Annotated in this window: 20 protein-coding genes; 17 read left to right on the top strand and 3 right to left on the bottom strand. The window is 38.1% G+C overall.

The window, feature by feature from the left end; genetic code table 11:
• Positions 1 to 72: 72 nt before the first annotated feature.
• Positions 73 to 1374 carry an alginate export family protein gene (locus ACWYN3_RS01615; RefSeq protein ID WP_456219572.1) on the bottom strand — a complete coding sequence of 434 codons (1302 nt, stop codon included), beginning with the start codon at positions 1372 to 1374 and terminating at the stop codon, positions 73 to 75.
• A 37-nt stretch (positions 1375 to 1411) separates the two neighbouring features.
• Positions 1412 to 2044 (bottom strand): hydrolase, encoded by a 633-nt coding sequence (locus tag ACWYN3_RS01610; protein ID WP_456219571.1) that lies wholly within the window; start codon positions 2042 to 2044, stop codon positions 1412 to 1414.
• 578 nt (positions 2045 to 2622) lie between these two features.
• Between ACWYN3_RS01610 and ACWYN3_RS01605 the strand changes: the two genes are divergently transcribed.
• From ACWYN3_RS01605 to ACWYN3_RS01525, 17 genes are all read left to right on the top strand, one after another.
• Positions 2623 to 3099, top strand: a complete 477-nt coding sequence (locus ACWYN3_RS01605) for a hypothetical protein (protein WP_456219570.1) — start codon at positions 2623 to 2625, stop codon at positions 3097 to 3099.
• 195 nt (positions 3100 to 3294) lie between these two features.
• Positions 3295 to 4119 carry a sigma 54-interacting transcriptional regulator gene (locus ACWYN3_RS01600; protein WP_456219569.1) on the top strand — a complete coding sequence of 275 codons (825 nt, stop codon included), beginning with the start codon at positions 3295 to 3297 and terminating at the stop codon, positions 4117 to 4119.
• On the top strand, positions 4116 to 4469 hold the full coding sequence (locus ACWYN3_RS01595; protein ID WP_456219568.1) for an AAA-type ATPase lid domain-containing protein: 354 nt from the start codon (positions 4116 to 4118) through the stop codon (positions 4467 to 4469). Before ACWYN3_RS01600 ends, ACWYN3_RS01595 begins: the two co-directional genes overlap by 4 nt.
• Positions 4470 to 4503: 34 nt before the next feature.
• Entirely contained in the window at positions 4504 to 5655 is a 1152-nt protein-coding gene (locus tag ACWYN3_RS01590; RefSeq protein ID WP_456219567.1) for a response regulator, read from the top strand.
• Positions 5615 to 6463, top strand: coding sequence for a sigma 54-interacting transcriptional regulator (locus tag ACWYN3_RS01585; RefSeq protein ID WP_456222833.1), 849 nt, complete (start codon positions 5615 to 5617; stop codon positions 6461 to 6463). The genes ACWYN3_RS01590 and ACWYN3_RS01585 overlap by 41 nt, the downstream gene beginning before the upstream one ends.
• 157 nt (positions 6464 to 6620) lie before the next feature.
• Positions 6621 to 8132, top strand: coding sequence for a sigma-54 dependent transcriptional regulator (locus tag ACWYN3_RS01580; RefSeq protein ID WP_456219566.1), 1512 nt, complete (start codon positions 6621 to 6623; stop codon positions 8130 to 8132).
• Complete coding sequence (locus tag ACWYN3_RS01575) at positions 8098 to 8409, top strand: AAA-type ATPase lid domain-containing protein (protein WP_456219565.1); 312 nt, start codon at positions 8098 to 8100, stop codon at positions 8407 to 8409. Before ACWYN3_RS01580 ends, ACWYN3_RS01575 begins: the two co-directional genes overlap by 35 nt.
• A 583-nt stretch (positions 8410 to 8992) precedes the next feature.
• Entirely contained in the window at positions 8993 to 9631 is a 639-nt protein-coding gene (locus ACWYN3_RS01570) for a hypothetical protein (protein WP_456219564.1), read from the top strand.
• A gap of 35 nt (positions 9632 to 9666) precedes the next feature.
• Positions 9667 to 10908 carry a sensor histidine kinase gene (locus tag ACWYN3_RS01565; protein WP_456219563.1) on the top strand — a complete coding sequence of 414 codons (1242 nt, stop codon included), beginning with the start codon at positions 9667 to 9669 and terminating at the stop codon, positions 10906 to 10908.
• Positions 10901 to 12166 (top strand): tetratricopeptide repeat protein, encoded by a 1266-nt coding sequence (locus ACWYN3_RS01560; protein ID WP_456219562.1) that lies wholly within the window; start codon positions 10901 to 10903, stop codon positions 12164 to 12166. Before ACWYN3_RS01565 ends, ACWYN3_RS01560 begins: the two co-directional genes overlap by 8 nt.
• Entirely contained in the window at positions 12156 to 12497 is a 342-nt protein-coding gene (locus ACWYN3_RS01555) for a hypothetical protein (protein WP_456219561.1), read from the top strand. Before ACWYN3_RS01560 ends, ACWYN3_RS01555 begins: the two co-directional genes overlap by 11 nt.
• A gap of 173 nt (positions 12498 to 12670) precedes the next feature.
• Positions 12671 to 13147: a sensor histidine kinase gene (locus tag ACWYN3_RS01550; protein ID WP_456219560.1), complete on the top strand. Its 477-nt coding sequence runs from the start codon at positions 12671 to 12673 to the stop codon at positions 13145 to 13147.
• Positions 13148 to 13161: 14 nt separating this feature from the next.
• The gene (locus tag ACWYN3_RS01545; protein ID WP_456219559.1) at positions 13162 to 13446 is read left to right on the top strand and encodes a hypothetical protein; all 285 of its coding nucleotides are present in this window, start codon (positions 13162 to 13164) and stop codon (positions 13444 to 13446) included.
• Positions 13447 to 13726: 280 nt separating this feature from the next.
• Positions 13727 to 14548, top strand: coding sequence for an alpha/beta fold hydrolase (locus ACWYN3_RS01540; RefSeq protein ID WP_456219558.1), 822 nt, complete (start codon positions 13727 to 13729; stop codon positions 14546 to 14548).
• 520 nt (positions 14549 to 15068) lie between these two features.
• Entirely contained in the window at positions 15069 to 15632 is a 564-nt protein-coding gene (locus ACWYN3_RS01535) for a hypothetical protein (RefSeq protein WP_456219557.1), read from the top strand.
• Between the two features lie 295 nt (positions 15633 to 15927).
• Positions 15928 to 16065 carry a hypothetical protein gene (locus ACWYN3_RS01530; protein ID WP_456219556.1) on the top strand — a complete coding sequence of 46 codons (138 nt, stop codon included), beginning with the start codon at positions 15928 to 15930 and terminating at the stop codon, positions 16063 to 16065.
• Positions 16043 to 16306: a winged helix-turn-helix transcriptional regulator gene (locus ACWYN3_RS01525; protein ID WP_456219555.1), complete on the top strand. Its 264-nt coding sequence runs from the start codon at positions 16043 to 16045 to the stop codon at positions 16304 to 16306. The genes ACWYN3_RS01530 and ACWYN3_RS01525 overlap by 23 nt, the downstream gene beginning before the upstream one ends.
• An 82-nt stretch (positions 16307 to 16388) precedes the next feature.
• Here ACWYN3_RS01525 and ACWYN3_RS01520 read toward each other — a convergent pair whose 3' ends face one another.
• Positions 16389 to 17306 carry an AraC family transcriptional regulator gene (locus tag ACWYN3_RS01520; RefSeq protein WP_456219554.1) on the bottom strand — a complete coding sequence of 306 codons (918 nt, stop codon included), beginning with the start codon at positions 17304 to 17306 and terminating at the stop codon, positions 16389 to 16391.
• Positions 17307 to 17351 lie beyond the last annotated feature (45 nt).

Here is a 17351-nt window from a genome sequence, read left to right as displayed (position 1 = left end):
ATGACAAGACGGGTATTCATAAACAGACCATTTTTTGAGTCCGGAATAATGTCATCTATGAAATCCCCTGTTTTAAAATATTGTATTCCCGTATTCAGGGTTAATAAATTTATTGACGTTGTATACTACACTTAAAAGATAGGCAGTACCGATATATCTCTTGACTGAAGCTGAACCACCCAGATTGAAAGTACCGCCTGGCCTGTAAACACCGTCCTGTAAGGAGTATCTCCAGTTAAATACTACATCAGCCTGTACCATTAGTTTATTAGTTAAAGACACGCTCCCGTAGGGATGGATATCAATCAGGTTAACCGGCCCTATCTGCGGGCTGAATCCGAAATACCCTCCCTTTGGATAAATTGGATTAAAAGTATTTAAATGAGTGCCGTTCGTATAGCTGTTTCCTGAGATATAATCATTTCTGAGATTGATTGTGGGTCTGAATTTCGTTTGCTCAAAGGAGTACCCTAATTCTGCCGAAGCTGTCCAGGCAGAAATGCCTTTGCTACCAAACTTCCCGAACTGATAAGCTGCTTCCAGATTATAAATCAGTCCAGCTCCGCTTTTCCAGAACCTGCTTCCAATAGTATGGCGGATTTCTTTATTCACCCCTTCTTCAAACTGGGATTCATCCCTTCTGATGCCGATGTAATAAGCATCCAGATTACCGGCTTCAGGGAGTATAATTTTACCATAAGCACCCCATAGATTTATATTCTTTGATCTTTTATTATCAAACTTTCCGGGGTTGATGGTATCTGCGAACATGGCAAATCCATCCAGAGATAGATTTTTTGACGTGTACATTAGCTTTGCACCCGTAAAATACAACCGCACATTTGGCCCTTCTCTGACGGATATCAATCTGCCAGACCCATAATCTATTTCTTGTTTACCTATCCGCAGGTTTAAACTCTTATCTGCTTTTTTCCACGCTTTGAGATCAACAAAAAGATTCTGAATATTCAGCTCGTCCTGATCAACGGGTCTGGAACCATTTTTTCTCCCCCCCTGCAATGCACTTCTAAGCTGAACAAAAACGCGTATTCTATCACTAAAATGTACATCTGTATGCAGGTCATAGCGTTGCAGCAGGAAATTGTTATGACCGACCCCTAATCTCCCCCAGTCCTCATGATTAAAAGATACATATTCCAGCCTGGCCTCTCCACCAAATGAGAAATACATCTTTTTATCTGGCGAAAAGGGCAGAAATTTTATGCTGTTGTACAAAGTTTTCACAGAGTCACTCCATGTCGAATAATCTTCATCAAAGCGCATCAGTTTAAAACTCTGCGCCTGACTTTTGACTGCTCCGAAAATTAAGACGAAGGTTAACATCAGCACAAATATTTTGTAGGAATTAAACATTAGGTTTATTAATTTTTAGTTTGATTATCACTGTTACTTAGTGTTTAAGCATATGATGTGCATAGTGAATGCCAAGACCGTAGCCCGCACCATATTTCTTCATCAGATCGGTTACAGCCACATAGGTTTCAGTTCTCGCCCAGTCCCTTTGAAGTTCCAGTAAATATTGAACGGAAGTAACTGGCTTAACTCCCGCATGTACCATTCTTTGAATTGCACGTTCATGAGCTTCGGCACTTACATCACCGCAGGCATCAGTAATCACAAAAACTTCAAAACCTTCAGCAATAGCAGACAACGCCGGACCGACAATACAAACGCCTGTCCATAAGCCGGCAAGCACTAATTTCACTTTTCCTGTGCCTGTGATAGCTCTGTAAGCAGGCTCATCTTCCCAGGTATTCATTGATGTTCTATCTATATAACCGGATGTAGCCTGAGGATAAAACTCTTCAACCTCAGGAAATACAGGACCTGAAAAAGACTCTTCAGCCACTGTTGTCACAATGGTTGGAACGTTAAATATTTTCGAAGCTCCAGCAATAATTGCAACATTGGTCCGGAGCTCGGCAATTGCAATACTTTTAGTAGCAAAAGCCATTTGACCTTCAAAGTCGATCAGTACTAATGTGTGGTTTTCCGGAGAAAGAAGATTTGGTGATGGTTTCATATCATTATAATTTCCTTCCTTTAGCCAAGAAGTATACCAACGAAACAATAGACTAAAATTTCAGCAACTTAACTCCAAACCATCAATAATAAGCTCTCTATATATCGCTGATTCACGAATGGTTTACGAGTGCGGACAAAAAAAAAAATATTTTGAGCGGCAAGAAGATTTTATTGAACCTACTTGATTTCAATTATAGAAAACAACAACTTAAGTAACTAACCATCAAACCCTAAAAAATAACATTCACGAAATATCGTCAATTCACATTTTTTAATTTCGCCAGTTTTATAATAATAACCCTACATTTAAGCTATGGAAAATGTGCAGAATTTAGAAAAGCCGCATACGATATCAGCTGCTGGTATAAACCCTAAGGTTAAAAACGCAATCCTTCTAAAACTGAGTAATGATATTGCTGCAATTCGTAACCGGGATGATCTTTCAGACCTGCTGAGAAATAAATTAAAGTCTGTTTTTTCCTTTGAGGAGATAACAATCAACATCCCTGACCAACAAAACAATTTTTCTCCGGTTTATCTGCACATTGGAGAGAAAAAAATGGTTTGCCTGTGGATATGCCAACACCCAAATTCCCTGTAATCTATACGATTGAAGCGTTTGGCAAAACATCACCTGCTCCGTCATATATCTCTTTTTATCAAAAAACAATAGTCAAAGAATTCATTGCCATAGGACTCAGAAGTGGAGATGTCATATTTGGAGGCCTTTACATCTTCTCTTATAGCAATGAGCTCAGCATCCAAAAAAACGAAGAAATAATCCAGGTAATTGCTGCTCAGCTTTCTATAGCAATTGCCAATATGATTGCAAATGAAAAGATTATTAAAAAAGAAAAAGAAAATGCAGTTCTGCTTTCGTTAAGTAACGCCATAGCTACCATTAGGAATAAAACCGACCTGTTTAATGTAATTGAAGAAAAATTAAAAAAAATCTTCAGGTTCGAGCATTTTGTGATTTGCCTGATTAATGACGATAAAAAAACACATAGTCCATTTTTGTACAATCAGACGGAGAGTTTTTTTCAAAAATAAGGGTATTGCACCTGTCTCCACAAAAAAATATGGACTTGATGATGGTTTATGTGAAATTATGATGTCAACACCTATACCAGTTGTATTTAATATTGAAGAAGTATTAACGTGGTTTTCTCCCCCAGTATGGCTTGAGTTCTGGCATCATCTCGGAATCAGAGAAATGATAGGCTTACCTATCTGGGACAGAACTGAATGTGTTGGTTTTTTTACCTGTATGCTAAGGAGATCAATGCCGTTTCCAATGAATATTACAGTCTGCTGCATAGCATTTCACTCCAGATTTCTGTTGCTGTTTCGAATATTAAAGCAAATGAAAAAATCGAAGAGCAACTTCAGGAAATAAAACGTTATAAACAACTGCTGGAAGAAGAAAAATCATACCTGCAGGAACAGGTAGAAAAGAACTACGACCACACTGAAATTATTGGACAGGGGCCTGGAATCAAAAAAGTGTTTCATTTAATCGAACAGGTTGCAGCCTCTGATAGTACGGTACTGCTGCAAGGAGAAACCGGTACAGGAAAAGAACTGATTGCCAGATCCATACACATACACTCTCCAAGAAAAGATAAACTAATGATTAAGGTGAACTGCGCCGCTTTACCAGCAAACCTGGTCGAAAGCGAACTATTCGGACACGAAAAAGGAAGTTTCACGGGAGCCGTAGACCGCAGGGTCGGTAAATTTGAACTCGCTCATAACAGCACTCTCTTTCTGGATGAAATTGGAGAACTTCCGCTGGATATCCAGGTAAAGCTACTCCGCGCAATTCAGGAAAAAGAAATTGAGCGCATTGGTGGTAAGTGTGTCATCAAAACAAATGTAAGGATCATAGCTGCAACCAATAGAAATCTTGCAAAAGAAGTAGAAAATGGCAAATTCCGGAGTGATCTTTTTTACCGTTTAAATGTATTCCCTATTACGATTCCTCCTTTGAGAGAACGTAAAGAGGATATAGTTGAAATGTCTATACATTTTATGAACAAATTCGCAAAGAAAAAACGGGCAAAGAATTGAAAACACTTTCCAGAAGCGTTTTCAATTCCCTGATCGCCTATCCCTGGCCGGGTAATGTCCGCGAACTGGAACATTTGATGGAACGAAGTGTATTATTGTCTAAAGGGAATCTGATTAAAGAAATACATCTCCCAAAATTAGAGGAGCTGCTAGTTGAAAATAATAAGCTCACAACAACCATCAAGACCATTTTCGACAATGAACGTGATCATATTTTCCATATACTCCAGTTATGTAAAGGAAAAATATCAGGAAAAGGAGGCGCAGCTGAAATATTAGGTGTACCTGCCACTACGCTGAATTCCAAAATAAAGAAGTTTAAAATTAAAAGAAAGCATACTATTAGCTAAGAAATATTTGAAATCTGCTGAATACAATCTAAATATGACAGAACGAATTCTAATTGTCGAAGACGAGTTTATAGTTGCCCATGATCTGAAAATGATACTTTCCCGTGCCGGATACGAGATCGCAGGAATCGCAGATTCGGTAAAAGGTGCGCTGATAATACTGGAGCAACAAGAAGTTGGACTGGTCCTGCTTGATATATTTCTGAAAGGGAAGCAGACGGGGATAGACCTTGCAAACATCCTGATGGACAGACAGATTGCGTTTATTTATATTTCTGCCAATTCCAATGAAAAAGTCCTGGAGGCCTCTAAATCTACAATGCCCTATGGATTTATAGTTAAACCTTATCGCGATAAAGATGTATTACTGAGCATTGATATTGCTCGTTACCGCAAAGAGCATGTTGAAAATCTTAAAATCAGCAGCAAATTATTTATGGAAGGTTTCATTGTCGATATCTCCATGAAACCATTAAGCTGGAAAAAAAAACTATTATTGATTACAAGTGCATTCCAAGCATACCTGCCTTTTGATTTTCTTACACTTATAGGAACAGCAGGTGACAGGACCAGGTTTTCTGAAATCGGAATAGCCCGCAGACAATTTAGTGAATATGATATTGTATCAGTTGATAAGTTTGTTAAAGATTCGGGAACAACCCCGGATTTTTATCAGTCCGTCAATAGGCTTACCCCCGAAATGACCAGGGATAACATTTATACAGGAAAAGATTTTGAAGAGTTATTGAACAGAGTCCCCATAAAAAAACTAATCGCACAGACCTATAATCTGAGATCCAATTTGATTAAATCTATCAACCTGGATAATGGAGATTGTATTACCTTTTCTTTTTACAGCCGGCTGAACAACATTTTCAAACGCGAACATTTAGATCTGTTGAATGTTCTTGAAAGTACCCTGGCCAAAAACCTCAGTCATATCATTGAATTTGAGAAAGTCAATTCCTTAAAAAAGAATACTGTTGTACCAGAAAAAAACAAATTACCATTTCCGCTGAATGAAGGTAGATTCAAGGATATTATTGGCCAGAGCCCTGCCCTGCTCAACCTGCTGGATCAACTCATAGTTGTTGCTCCGACTGATACTTCCGTATTAATTACAGGGGAAAGCGGCACGGAAAGAACTGATTGTAAAAAACCTTCACAAGCTTTCGGCACGAAATAGTAAACCACTTATTGCAGTAAATTGTGCTGCCCTGCCTAGCGATCTTATTGAATCCATACTTTTTGGACATGAAAAAGACGCTTTTACAGGAGCTATAAGCCAGAGGATAGGGAAATTCGAAGAAGCCAATGGTGGGACAATTTTCCTGGATGAGATCGGGGAAATGCCCTTTGATCTCCAGGCAAAATTATTAAGGGTACTTCAGCAAAAAGAAATTGAACGTATTGGCGGCAAAAATCCTATTCCAGCTGACCTCAGGATAATCGCAGCAACCAATCTACAGCTGGAAAAAGAAATATCCAAAGGAAAATTCAGACTGGACTTATTTTTCAGACTCAATGCTTTCCCTCTTCATGTTCCATCCCTGCGTGCCAGAAAAGAGGATATTCCAATCCTTGTGGCTTATTTCATCGAAAAACACGCAAAATTGCTGGACAGGGAAAATATCCGGCTTTCTAGTGAGTTCATGGAAAAAATGAGCGAATACAACTGGCCCGGCAATATCAGGGAACTTGAACATGTTGTTTTAAGGGCTATTCTTTTATCAAAAAGTAATACACTCCAGGAGGATCTCCTGGAATTGGAAATAAAAAACGAAGAAACACCTCATCAAGCGGGTATAAAAACAATTTCAGAGAATGAACGGGATCATATTATTGATGTCCTTAATCGGTGCAAAGGAAAAATATCAGGCACCGGAGGGGCGGCAGATCTTTTGGGAATACCAGCGACCACCCTTAATTCAAAAATAAAAAAAAAAACTAGGTATAAACAGAGAAATCTAAGTAAGATATTGAAAATAAGATGAGTAAAGAAAAGATTTTAATTGTTGAGGATGAATTTATTGTAGCCAATGACCTTCGAATGATGTTGGAAAAAGCTGGTTACATAGTGTGCGGAATTGCTCCTTCAGTAGCAAAGGCTATGGAATTAATCACGTCAAAACAAAACAATATTGGGTTTTATTGGATATCTACCTTAAGGGTATCCTGTCAGGTATTGATCTGGCTGAACAATTGACAGAAATTGGAATCCCTTTTATATACATTTCGGCAAATACCAGTCAGGACGTACTTGAATCCGCAAAGGCAACTTTACCTTATGGTTTTTTAGTCAAACCATTCAGAGAAAAGGATCTGATGGTTATGCTTGACATCGCGCAGTACAGGCATAAAAACAACTTAAAATACAATAAAAGCGAAGCACAAACCACTCAGGAGCAAATTAAAAACATACTCCACAAACAGGAGTCGCTGCCTGAAAAGCTGAAACAACTTGGAAAGCCCCTTAATTCCATCGTTTCTTTCAGTTTCTTGTGGATCGCCAGAACCCGGCCAGGAACAAGTGCGGGGGATTTGAATTTGCAGCAGGTAAGTCCACACCACTTCCGCACTTTCTGCCAGGAAGAGTTATTAGCTGAAATGTCAGTTTCACATCGGACATTTAAATCATGGGGTACTATTAATCTTGTGCCATATGAAAAATCTTTCCTGAATGATTATGAGTTTAGAAAATTAAGAATGGAAAATAACTGGATCAGAACTCTTTCAGACCATTTTAAACTAGAATCAGCTCTTTTAATAGAAATCCCGTATGGACAAGAAAGTTTCCAGTTTGTTTTCTTTAACACTGCTGCAAAAAAGTATACAGAGAAAGATACTATACTCCTCAACCAATTTCATGAAAGCCTGGTTCTGATTATTGAAGATATTATATATGGGAAAGACCTGGCTGTCCATCCCCCCTTAACACAAAAACCTAAGCATATACCCTCAACTGAAGAATCTTCCCTGGCCCACTTCAACGGCATTATTGGAAACAGCCCTTTGTTGCGTTCCGTATTTGAGAAAATAGAAATGGTTGCACCCGATGATACTTCGGTTCTTATTCTTGGAGAAAGCGGGACTGGAAAGGAAAAGATTGCACAGACATTGCATAAACTTTCTCCAAGAAAAACCAAACCAATGATTACTGTAAATTGCGCAACTCTGCCATTAACTTTAATTGAATCGGAACTTTTCGGCCATGAGAAAGGTGCTTTTACTGGTGCTTATGACAAAAGAATCGGCAAATTTGAACAGGCCGATGAAGGCTCTATTTTTCTGGATGAAATTGGCGAACTACCTCTTGAGGCGCAAGTTAAGTTACTACGGGTCTTACAGGAAAGAGAAATTGAAAGGCTGGGTGGTGTTCATACCAGAAAAATAAATGTCAGGGTTATCGCAGCTACCAATAAAAACCTGGAAAAAGAGGTTGCCGAAGGTCGTTTCAGATTAGATCTCTATTACCGGCTTAATGTATTTCCAATCGAATTACCTGCATTGCGCAAAAGAAAGGAAGACATTCCTGCCCTTGTCCATCATTTTCTGAATAAATACAATAAAGGCACTTCCAGACCTATTCAAGGAATTTCCAGTAAGGCAATGCACACTTTGCAGCAATATGACTGGCTGGCCTGGAAATATCCGGGAACTTGAACATCAGATAGAGAGAAGTATGCTACTCTCCAAAGGGACAGAAATTACGGAAATAGATCTACCGGCAAGTCATACGCTATCCACGGTCCAGTCAGATGATATCTTCAGTGTAAAGACTATGCATGAGATGGAAAGAGATCACATTCTGACTATCTTGAAAATGTGCAATGGAAAGATATTCGGGCCAGGCGGAGCAGCAGAAGTATTGAATATCCCGTCCACTACATTAAATTCTAAAATAAAAAAACTAGGAATAAGATATGAGTTTATCAAGTAAACGTCTTATGCTAAAAATACCAGGGCAGGCCCTGACAGTGCTTATGCTTTTATTAATTCCCTGTCAGCTCTTTGGGCAGACAGATTTGAGATACTCACTGGATGATCTCCTTAAATTATTACACAACGCCCCTAGTCAGGAAAAAACAATATATTACCAGTTAAGAATCAGCAACTTCTATCTTTACAATAAGCTCAACAGTAAAAAAACCTGGACATTGCCTTCTTTTATGCAAATCAGGCTCAGGTATTGGAAAGCAGGAAAAAGGGACAACAATCTGCACAGCTTATCTTAGCCAGGATACAGCTCAGAAAGTCAGACCCAACAACTGTATTGACGCAGATAAAGTCCGTTAATCCACTTAACCGGATCAGATTACTGATGATGACAGGGACATATTATCTTTTACAAGCCACTTGAAGAAAAGAAAGATCTGGATAGAGCCTTATACCTGCTGACAAAGGCTAAGGCTCTGGCTAATTCCTTATCCAGACCAGATCTGGAACATCAGGCACAGCTTTATATAGCTGATACTTATGAAGAGCAGGGTCACCATTCAAAATCCAAACAAAATTTCCTGGACTTGATCACACAAAGCAGAGATTCGGGTGATCTGAAAGGAGCCGCTGCCGCTGCATCACGCCTTGGAGACCACCTTTCTTTCACTCAGGAACGTCTTTATTTTTACCAGATGGCAGCAGATCTTTATGAAAAAGCTGGTGAAACAGAGGAACAAATCGGTATGGAGAAAGCCATTGCAGACAGTATGCTCAATATGGGCTTATTAAAACAGTCAGAAGAAAAACTACTTCAGGTACTTGAAAAATATAAAAAATCAGGTTATAAAAATCTTCAGTTCACCTATGATCTGCTTTCTGTAGTGAGCCGTTTGAAAGGAAATCTCCAAAATGCTTTATCCTATTCTATTAAAGCCATTGATTACATGAAACTAACTGGTAGTGATGCCTCGAAAGGTTATTTCTACACCAATTTAGGTAATGCTTATGCTGAAGTTGGCAATTCTGAACAAAGTATTAAATGTTACCAGCTGGCGCTCGCTTCTATGCAGAATCAGGAGGAAGATGCACACTTAACTAGTTTAAAACTTCTTTCAGATGAGCTGATTAAACAGGGACATAGCAAAGAAGTCTTATCCCTGGTTAAATCTTATGATACTGGCAATCGTCAGATATTCGGGAAGAAAAAATCTTTGCAGCGATAAAGGGAAATTGTTATGCAGCACTTCATCAATATGATTTGGCAGAACACTATTATCTTGAAATGATCAAATGGCAGACCAGACTCAGGAATATACCCTCGCAAATAGCCGATAACTATTATACGATAGCAGAATTCTATATTCAGATCAAAGCTTATAAAAAAGCGGAATTCTATCTTAAACAAGTGATTCCTTTACAAAAAGGGGCATTTTCACTTTCCAAAATCAGAAATACCTATTTATATCTTTACAAGACAGACTCTGCCCGGAACAATTTGATTTCGGCTATTGACAACTATAAGATCTATAAAACAATGAATGATTCATTAATGAGTGCCTCCAGGAATAAGAATATTCAGGAGCTTCTTATTGAATACCAGGCCAAACAAAAAGATCAGGAGAATGAATTGCTCAGAAAAGAAAGTAAACTGCAAAAAACAGAGCTTCGCCGGGCTACCTTGTTTACCCGCTTTACGATTGGCGGCCTTATTGCGCTTTCGCTTTCATTTATAATGGGCTTATTCTATTACAACTTCAGAAACAGAAAAAAAGCCAGCCTGCTGTTGCTTGCCCACCAGCAGGAAATCACTATGAAGAACGACTCCCTCCAAAACCTGATTGAGAAACAGACAAAACTACTTTCAGAGAAGGAATGGCTTATCAAAGAAATACATCACCGGATAAAAAACAACTTACAGGTAATCACGAGCCTGCTTAATGCACAGAGTAACTATCTTCAGGATGAATCCGCAATAATGGCTATCAGGGATAGCCAAAACAGGATTCAATCCATATCGTTAATTCATCAGAAATTATTTCAGTCTGATACGGTAGCCTTGATTAACATGAAGGCCTATGTTGCTGAGCTCATTAAATTTCTATGTGATACCTTTCATGTCAACCAAAGAATTAAGTTTAACATCAATGTTCCAGAAGTAAAGCTTGATATCGCGCAGGCAATGCCGCTTGGACTCATTATCAACGAAGCTATTACCAATATCATAAAATATGCTTTTCCGGATAACTCGCCAGGAGTTATCACCCTGTCTTTAGCAGATTGTGAAGATGGATATTATCAATTTAAGATCTCCGATAACGGTATCGGCCTTCCGTCAGGATTTGACCTTTCCAATACTTCCTCACTTGGCATGACCTTGATTAAAGGTTTAGGCGAACAGCTCGGTGGTACAGTCAGCATTGAATCTAAAAACGGTGTACATTTCAACTTAAGATTTCCAATGTCTCTCTCAACTCTGCCTAACCAGGAAGAATATGTTTAAATATTATTTGATACTGATTTTGTTCTTCGCCACCTCTGCCAATGTCTCTGGTCAGGGAACAAAAAGAAATACACTTTCTGTTCCAAAATTCAATGAGATCACTGCCAGTGAGCTATTGAATAAATTAACCGAAATAAAAAATGACACCTCAAAAGTCTGGCTGCTAAATAAGATTGCAGCCATTTACTGGTGGAGAAGATCAGACCGGTATAATGATCTGGACAGTTGTATGAATTATGCCTTGCAGGCCAGACAGCTTAGTAATAAATTAGATTATCAGGAAGGATATAACGAATCCACTTTTCTCATTTGCAGGGTATTTGCAGAACAGGAAAAGATTAACCAGGCACAGATCCTGATCAAAAAAGCTTCTCCGGAACAACAGGTACGGCTAAACCTCGTGCTAGGTGAGCACTACCTGAATCTACCTGGAAGCCTGAAAAGCAATGTAAATAAAGGATATCCATTTCTCTATAAGGCACTCCGTTTAGGCCAGTCTTATAATCTGATCCGCTGGAAACAAGAATCACAAATAGCAATAGGAAAATATTATTTTTTATCAGACGATCTCAAAAGAGGTATTTCCTCATTTAAAAATGTAATTGATTATTGGCATCAGGTAGGGAATATCAGCGAAGAGGCACATTGGTATTCTGAACTTGGCCGCTATATGCCTGGAGGGCCTGAAAACCTGATACTTTCGATAAAATATCAGAAGCAGGCGCTTGATTTATATAAAAGGATCAATGCTAAACCAGACATGGCTTATACAGCAGATGATATCGGTCAGCTTTATTATGAACAGTTAAAGAACCTGGATAGTGCGCAATTGTATTCTAGTATGGCTATTGGTTTGTTGAAGGAAGCTAAAGTCACTAAGCTGTATAAATATTATTATCACTTATCAGATGTTTTTCTGGAAAAAGGAAATTTCAGCCAGGCTCTGTCCTACTCTCTTGCTGCGTTGGATAATATAGAAAAACTTAAAGATAACCGGATGAAAGGCATTGTATATAATGGCCTGGGTGAAATTTATTCTGGTTTAGGAGATAAGAAAAATAGCCTGAGATACTTCGAGCTTGCGATGGAGCAATTAACTGAAACAGGAACTTACCTGGTGTTCTATCTGGCTAAAAATATCACAGACAATCTTATTATGCAAGGTAAGTTTAAAGAGGCAATTGCTTTTACACAGAAATTTGAAAAGGAAAATCCCGGCAATAAGCCTGAGGGACCGTCAGGTTCTAATGGCAATTAAAGGTAATTGTTATGCAGCTGTAAAAAAACCTGCTATTGCAGAGCGCTACTTCCTCAGGATGATTGACTTAGACAGTCTATCTATAAAAAAAGGAGCAATATACTGGAGCAAATCCATATCAGGTGCTGAAGCCAATTACATTATCGGAAAGTTCTATGTAGATCAAAAACGTTATACAAGTGCTTATCCTTATCTAAAAAAATTCCATGGGCTTGGCAATAAAATATTAGCTCTTTCAAAAGACGTTTCATTATTACAATTTAAAGTAGATTCTGCTTCTGGAAACTATGCTTCAGCTATAAAATACTATCAAAAAATATTCAGCTTATAAAGATTCCATGTATAATATTGCAAACACAGGGAGGCTTGCTGATATGCAAATCCGTTATGAAACAGCCCAGAAAGAGAAAGATATCAAACTTTTGCAAAAAGATTCACAGTTGCAGCAGCGGCGTATTCTCAATCTTCCCCCAGTCCAGAAATTTCGCTTTCGCAGGGATTGTAATGCTTGGCCTTATTATAGCTATCGGCTATAATCGTTTCAGGCTAAAACAAAATAGTTATATACAGCTGGAGCTGAAACAACAGAAGATCAACCGGCAGAATGAGGCACTGTATACGTTAAATCAGAAACAGCAAAATTTATTGAAGGAAAAAGAATGGCTGGTCAAAGAAATTCATCACAGGGTAAAAAACAATTTACAGATGATGCAAAGTCTTCTAAAATCACAGGGTTATTATATCGATAATAAAGATGCAACAATGGCTATTAAAACCAGCCAGCGCAGAATGCAGGCTATGTCTTTAGTGCATGAAAAATTATACTTAGACCATCAGATGAACAGTATATCTATGTATGATTATGTCGATGAATTGCTAACCTATTTAAAAACCAGCTTCGATCTGGAGAAAACAATAACTTTTATTATTCAGGTAGAAGAATTCCAACTGGATATCATAGAGCAATCCCCGTTGGATTAATTATAAATGAAGTGGTGACGAATTCTATTAAATATGCTTTTCCAGATGGAAAGGAAGGTGTGATTTCTATTTTTCTAAAAGAGCGGAAGAAAGAGATTATCCTCAACATTCTGGATAATGGTATTGGTTTAGGGTCTGATTTTGATTTTGAAGCCAACCGCTCTTTTGGTATGACGTTAATTGATGGACTGGTAAAACAACTAGATGGCAACCTCTCTATTACCAGTAAGAATGGACTTAATGTAACTATTATTTTTAGTTCATATACGCCTTTGGAATCCATTTCAGAGCTTGAATAAGCAGGTGTTTTTTAATTGCAGTAATATTAAAAATCTTCAGGATTAATTTCCCCATCTGCATTTATACCATCTGCATTTTCGAAAGAGAAACGTAAATCGACGATATATAGATAATTTGAAAATTCCAAAAAACAAACAAACAACTGATTTACAAGCAATTAAACCAAAGGCATGTAATGTAAGATAGGGTACACTACATCACTACAATGCAAAATGATTTATAAAAAACTTAAGGTTAAAACATTGGGGTATTGTAAACACATTTATAAAATTTAAAATTATGAGTACCATTAAAGTAAAAGACGGAACTGAAATTTATTACAAGGATTGGGGAACAGGACAACCAATCGTTTTTCATCATGGATGGCCTTTATCGGGTGATGATTGGGATGCACAAATGATGTTTTTCTTAAATCATGGATATCGTGTGATCGCGCATGATCGCCGTGGGCATGGAAGATCAAGTCAGTCTTCGCAGGGCCATGATATGGATACTTACGTAGAAGATGTGGCAGAGTTAACAAAAGCATTGGATCTTAAGGATGCGATTCACATTGGCCATTCAACTGGTGGCGGCGAGGTTATCCGTTATGTTGCAAAATACGGTAAAGGCCGCGTAGCAAAAGCAGTACTAATTAGCGCTGTAACTCCAATTATGGTCAAAGGAGAAAACAATCCAGACGGAGTACCGATGTCAGTTTTTGATGAAATCAGAGAAGGTACAGGGTTTCACAGACCTCAGTATTACCAAGACTTTACTACTGCCTTTTTTGGTTATAACCGTGAGGGGGCAAAAGTATCTGAAGGTAATAAACACAACTGGTGGAGACAAGGAATGATGGGTTCTGTAAAGGCACATTATGAAGGAATTAAAGCTTTTTCAGAATCTGATTTCACCGAAGATTTGAAGAGTGTAGAAATCCCTGTACTTGTAATGCACGGAGAGGATGATCAAATTGTTCCCTATTCAATTTCAGCTCCTAAAGCAGCTAAACTATTGCAGAATGGGAAATTGATCTCTTATCCTGGTTTTCCACATGGAATGCCTACTACAGAGGCGGAAACAATTAATAAAGACATTTTAGAATTTATTAAATCTTAACCAGATCAGATTGTTTAGATTCAGATGAAAATGATGGGTCTGAAAAGACTCATCATTTTTTGACTGCTTGTCTTGGAATTGACCTCCTTCCAATTTTCAGATACACTAAATTCGAAAATCAGGAACTGACCCTTGCAGAAACGAGAGGTTTTATTATTCAATATTATATTTATTTCATCAGCTAACATCCGATGCAATAAATACAAGACACTGTTATTAAATAAGTTACAACACAAAAGAAACAAATAAGAAACAGCCATTTTGTGTGTATTAAGATGGCTTTTTATGTGGAAAAATCGATTCGATTGGTTATCAAGCAAGAGCCAACATATGATAGTATCCCGCTTAATAACCACCAGACATTAAGAAGATTTTTGCATTAAAATTGAACGTAGCATTTGTTAACCTGTTTTATTAACTGGAAAATGCATATTATTATGACACACGTTGGCCTAGCATCTGGATTTCCGCTCGTTTAGCTGGCTAAATGTTATTATTTTTGACAAATAAAAAGACATCAATGACCAATTTACAGAAGATAAAACGACTTTACTCCTTATCCGAAGAAGATCAAAGTTATGGCTTCTCTAATAACGAAATCGCTGAGCTTGAAACCAGGTTAAATGTGCAGCTTCCTGAAAAACTTAAAGACTATTATCTGACTTTAGGAAAGAACGAAAACATTAATTACGTATACAACCGACTCTTGAAACCAAATCAGGAGATCGGCTTTTCTGACGACCGTTATTTGGTTTTTTATGAAGAAAATCAGGTGGTCACCTATTGGGGAATTAAAGAAGTGGACTTAAACCTTTCCGATCCTCCCGTTTGGGGGAATTACGGTACGGATGAAGATCCGAATTGGGTCATAGAAGCTACAACAACGGAAAATTTTTTCCTCCTTATGGCGGTTTATAACGGCACCTTTGGCGCATTGAAATACAATGCAAATGCTTTAACTGAAATTGACGGAACAACTGTAGACTACATCAAACAAAACTGGAGGGAAATGTCAGAAATAAGCTGGGAAAAACAAAGTGTTTATACTGACGACTTTTATGAGGTCCTCATTATTTTTCTTTGATGACCAGCAAAATTGTACCGCTGCTTTTGTGGGAACCAGTGACCGGGAGCGGTTTGACAATATCTTAGATAATCTCGATATAGCTTGGTCTTACACCTCTGATGAGGATGAAGATGATTAATCTATACAAAAAACACACACAAACTACGGCAAAACAATGAATTGCAACACCAAAAAAACAAACTAGGAACAGTCATTTTGTGCGTACCTAGATGTTCGTTTATGTGGAAAACTTGGCTCATTTTTTTCACAAGTGAACAAAAGGTTACTAGTAAACTTTAAGTTATTTACAACAATGAAAAAATCGTGTGAAGGACCAAATACTACTTCTGAAGATTGCTCAGCCTTACTTTTGGCTGTAGGAGATGCGCTTTATGCAGTAGGTGGAAAATGGAAATTGAGAGTAATTATTGGCTTGTCAGGGGGGGAATAAAAGATTTAATGAACTAAAACGCATTATCCCAGGTATATCAGCCAGAGTTTTATCTAATGAATTGAAGGAATTAGAAATGAATGGATTTGTGAAAAGGATTGTTTATACAGAAGCCTCTCCCATATTGGTAGAGTATGAACTAACCGATTATAGTTCCAGCCTGAAGGACGTAGTCAAATCATTAAGTGAGTGGGGTATTATGCATCGTGAAAGAATCAGGCAAGACAAAGTAGAATATTAACAACTAGCTTGAGCGTCGATCATCGGTGATCTTCTTTTCTTAGCTCTTTTTAGTGTAATTAAGGAATACAAGAGAAAAAAAATTACTGAAAAAACTTACTTTTTCTATATACTGCGGGAGTCTGCCCCGTCTTTGATTTAAAGATCCGATTAAAAGCCGCTTCCGATCGATAACCTACGTTTGCTGCGATTTCTGATATATTACTGTTCTCTGTTGTCAATAGCTTTTGAGCGCGCCTAATGCGCCAGTTAGTAAGATAGCTTAACGGTGTTTCATGCACCAATTTTTTAAACTGATTAAAAAAAAAAAGAACGCGACACATGCCAATTTCCGATGCAAGAGATTCAAGCGTCCAATTGTTCTGGGGCGACTCCTGTATTAGTTTTAGCGCCTTACTGATCCTTGGGTCATTTAATGCAGAAAGAAACCCGCCAGCTGGCAATACCTGTTCTATGTATGCCCTAATGATATTGATAAACATAATTTCTGACAAACATTTCAACATTACACTGCTTCCCGGCCTTTCGTTATTGAGTTCTTTCAACATGAGTTGTGTAACTTGCTTTAGTAACAGATGGTTTTCTGTCTTGTATTGCTTAATATGAATAATTGACGGCAAATCCTTTAAAAAAGGATGTAAGGATTGGCAATCAAATTCAAAATGACCGGCTATGAGGGTAGTTACCTCACCACCACTATTAAAAACAGGTTTCCCTTCTCTGCGTGCCTTAACGAATTGCGGTGAAGGTATACGTAAACTTGTAGGTTTATCTGCTATCCAGTGAGCACTTCCATGAGGCACAAATACCAGATCGCCCCTCTTCAGTTCTATGATACGCCCGTCAGGTGCCCCAATGGAACAACTGCCACTTACTAACCGCCAAAACTGCGAATTTTCATCCTTAATAACATCCAGTCCCCACGGGGCCTCGAGGGGGAATTTGCTATAAACAACACATCTTAGCCCGGTTGCCTCTAATATTGTACTTAAAGCGTCCATCTCATAAATTGATACGATTGAGCAAATATACAACACTATCTAATA

The sequence above is a fragment of the Pedobacter sp. NJ-S-72 genome, from assembly GCF_053890575.1.
The sequence above is the reverse complement of the archived record's forward strand: the minus strand, read 5'-3'. Positions and strand labels throughout refer to the sequence as shown.

Excerpts from the sequence above, each read along its gene's own strand:
- ACWYN3_RS01540 (WP_456219558.1), top strand. The coding sequence starts at position 13,727 with ATGAGTACCATTAAAGTAAAAGACGGAACTGAAATTTATTACAAGGAT.
- ACWYN3_RS01520 (WP_456219554.1), bottom strand. The coding sequence starts at position 17,306 with ATGGACGCTTTAAGTACAATATTAGAGGCAACCGGGCTAAGATGTGTT.
- ACWYN3_RS01550 (WP_456219560.1), top strand. The coding sequence starts at position 12,671 with ATGCTTGGCCTTATTATAGCTATCGGCTATAATCGTTTCAGGCTAAAA.
- ACWYN3_RS01615 (WP_456219572.1), bottom strand. The coding sequence starts at position 1,374 with ATGTTTAATTCCTACAAAATATTTGTGCTGATGTTAACCTTCGTCTTA.
- ACWYN3_RS01560 (WP_456219562.1), top strand. The coding sequence starts at position 10,901 with ATGTTTAAATATTATTTGATACTGATTTTGTTCTTCGCCACCTCTGCC.
- ACWYN3_RS01575 (WP_456219565.1), top strand. The coding sequence starts at position 8,098 with ATGACTGGCTGGCCTGGAAATATCCGGGAACTTGAACATCAGATAGAG.
- ACWYN3_RS01530 (WP_456219556.1), top strand. The coding sequence starts at position 15,928 with ATGAAAAAATCGTGTGAAGGACCAAATACTACTTCTGAAGATTGCTCA.
- ACWYN3_RS01555 (WP_456219561.1), top strand. The coding sequence starts at position 12,156 with ATGGCAATTAAAGGTAATTGTTATGCAGCTGTAAAAAAACCTGCTATT.
- ACWYN3_RS01600 (WP_456219569.1), top strand. The coding sequence starts at position 3,295 with ATGTGTTGGTTTTTTTACCTGTATGCTAAGGAGATCAATGCCGTTTCC.
- ACWYN3_RS01535 (WP_456219557.1), top strand. The coding sequence starts at position 15,069 with ATGACCAATTTACAGAAGATAAAACGACTTTACTCCTTATCCGAAGAA.
- ACWYN3_RS01590 (WP_456219567.1), top strand. The coding sequence starts at position 4,504 with ATGACAGAACGAATTCTAATTGTCGAAGACGAGTTTATAGTTGCCCAT.
- ACWYN3_RS01610 (WP_456219571.1), bottom strand. The coding sequence starts at position 2,044 with ATGAAACCATCACCAAATCTTCTTTCTCCGGAAAACCACACATTAGTA.
- ACWYN3_RS01605 (WP_456219570.1), top strand. The coding sequence starts at position 2,623 with ATGCCAACACCCAAATTCCCTGTAATCTATACGATTGAAGCGTTTGGC.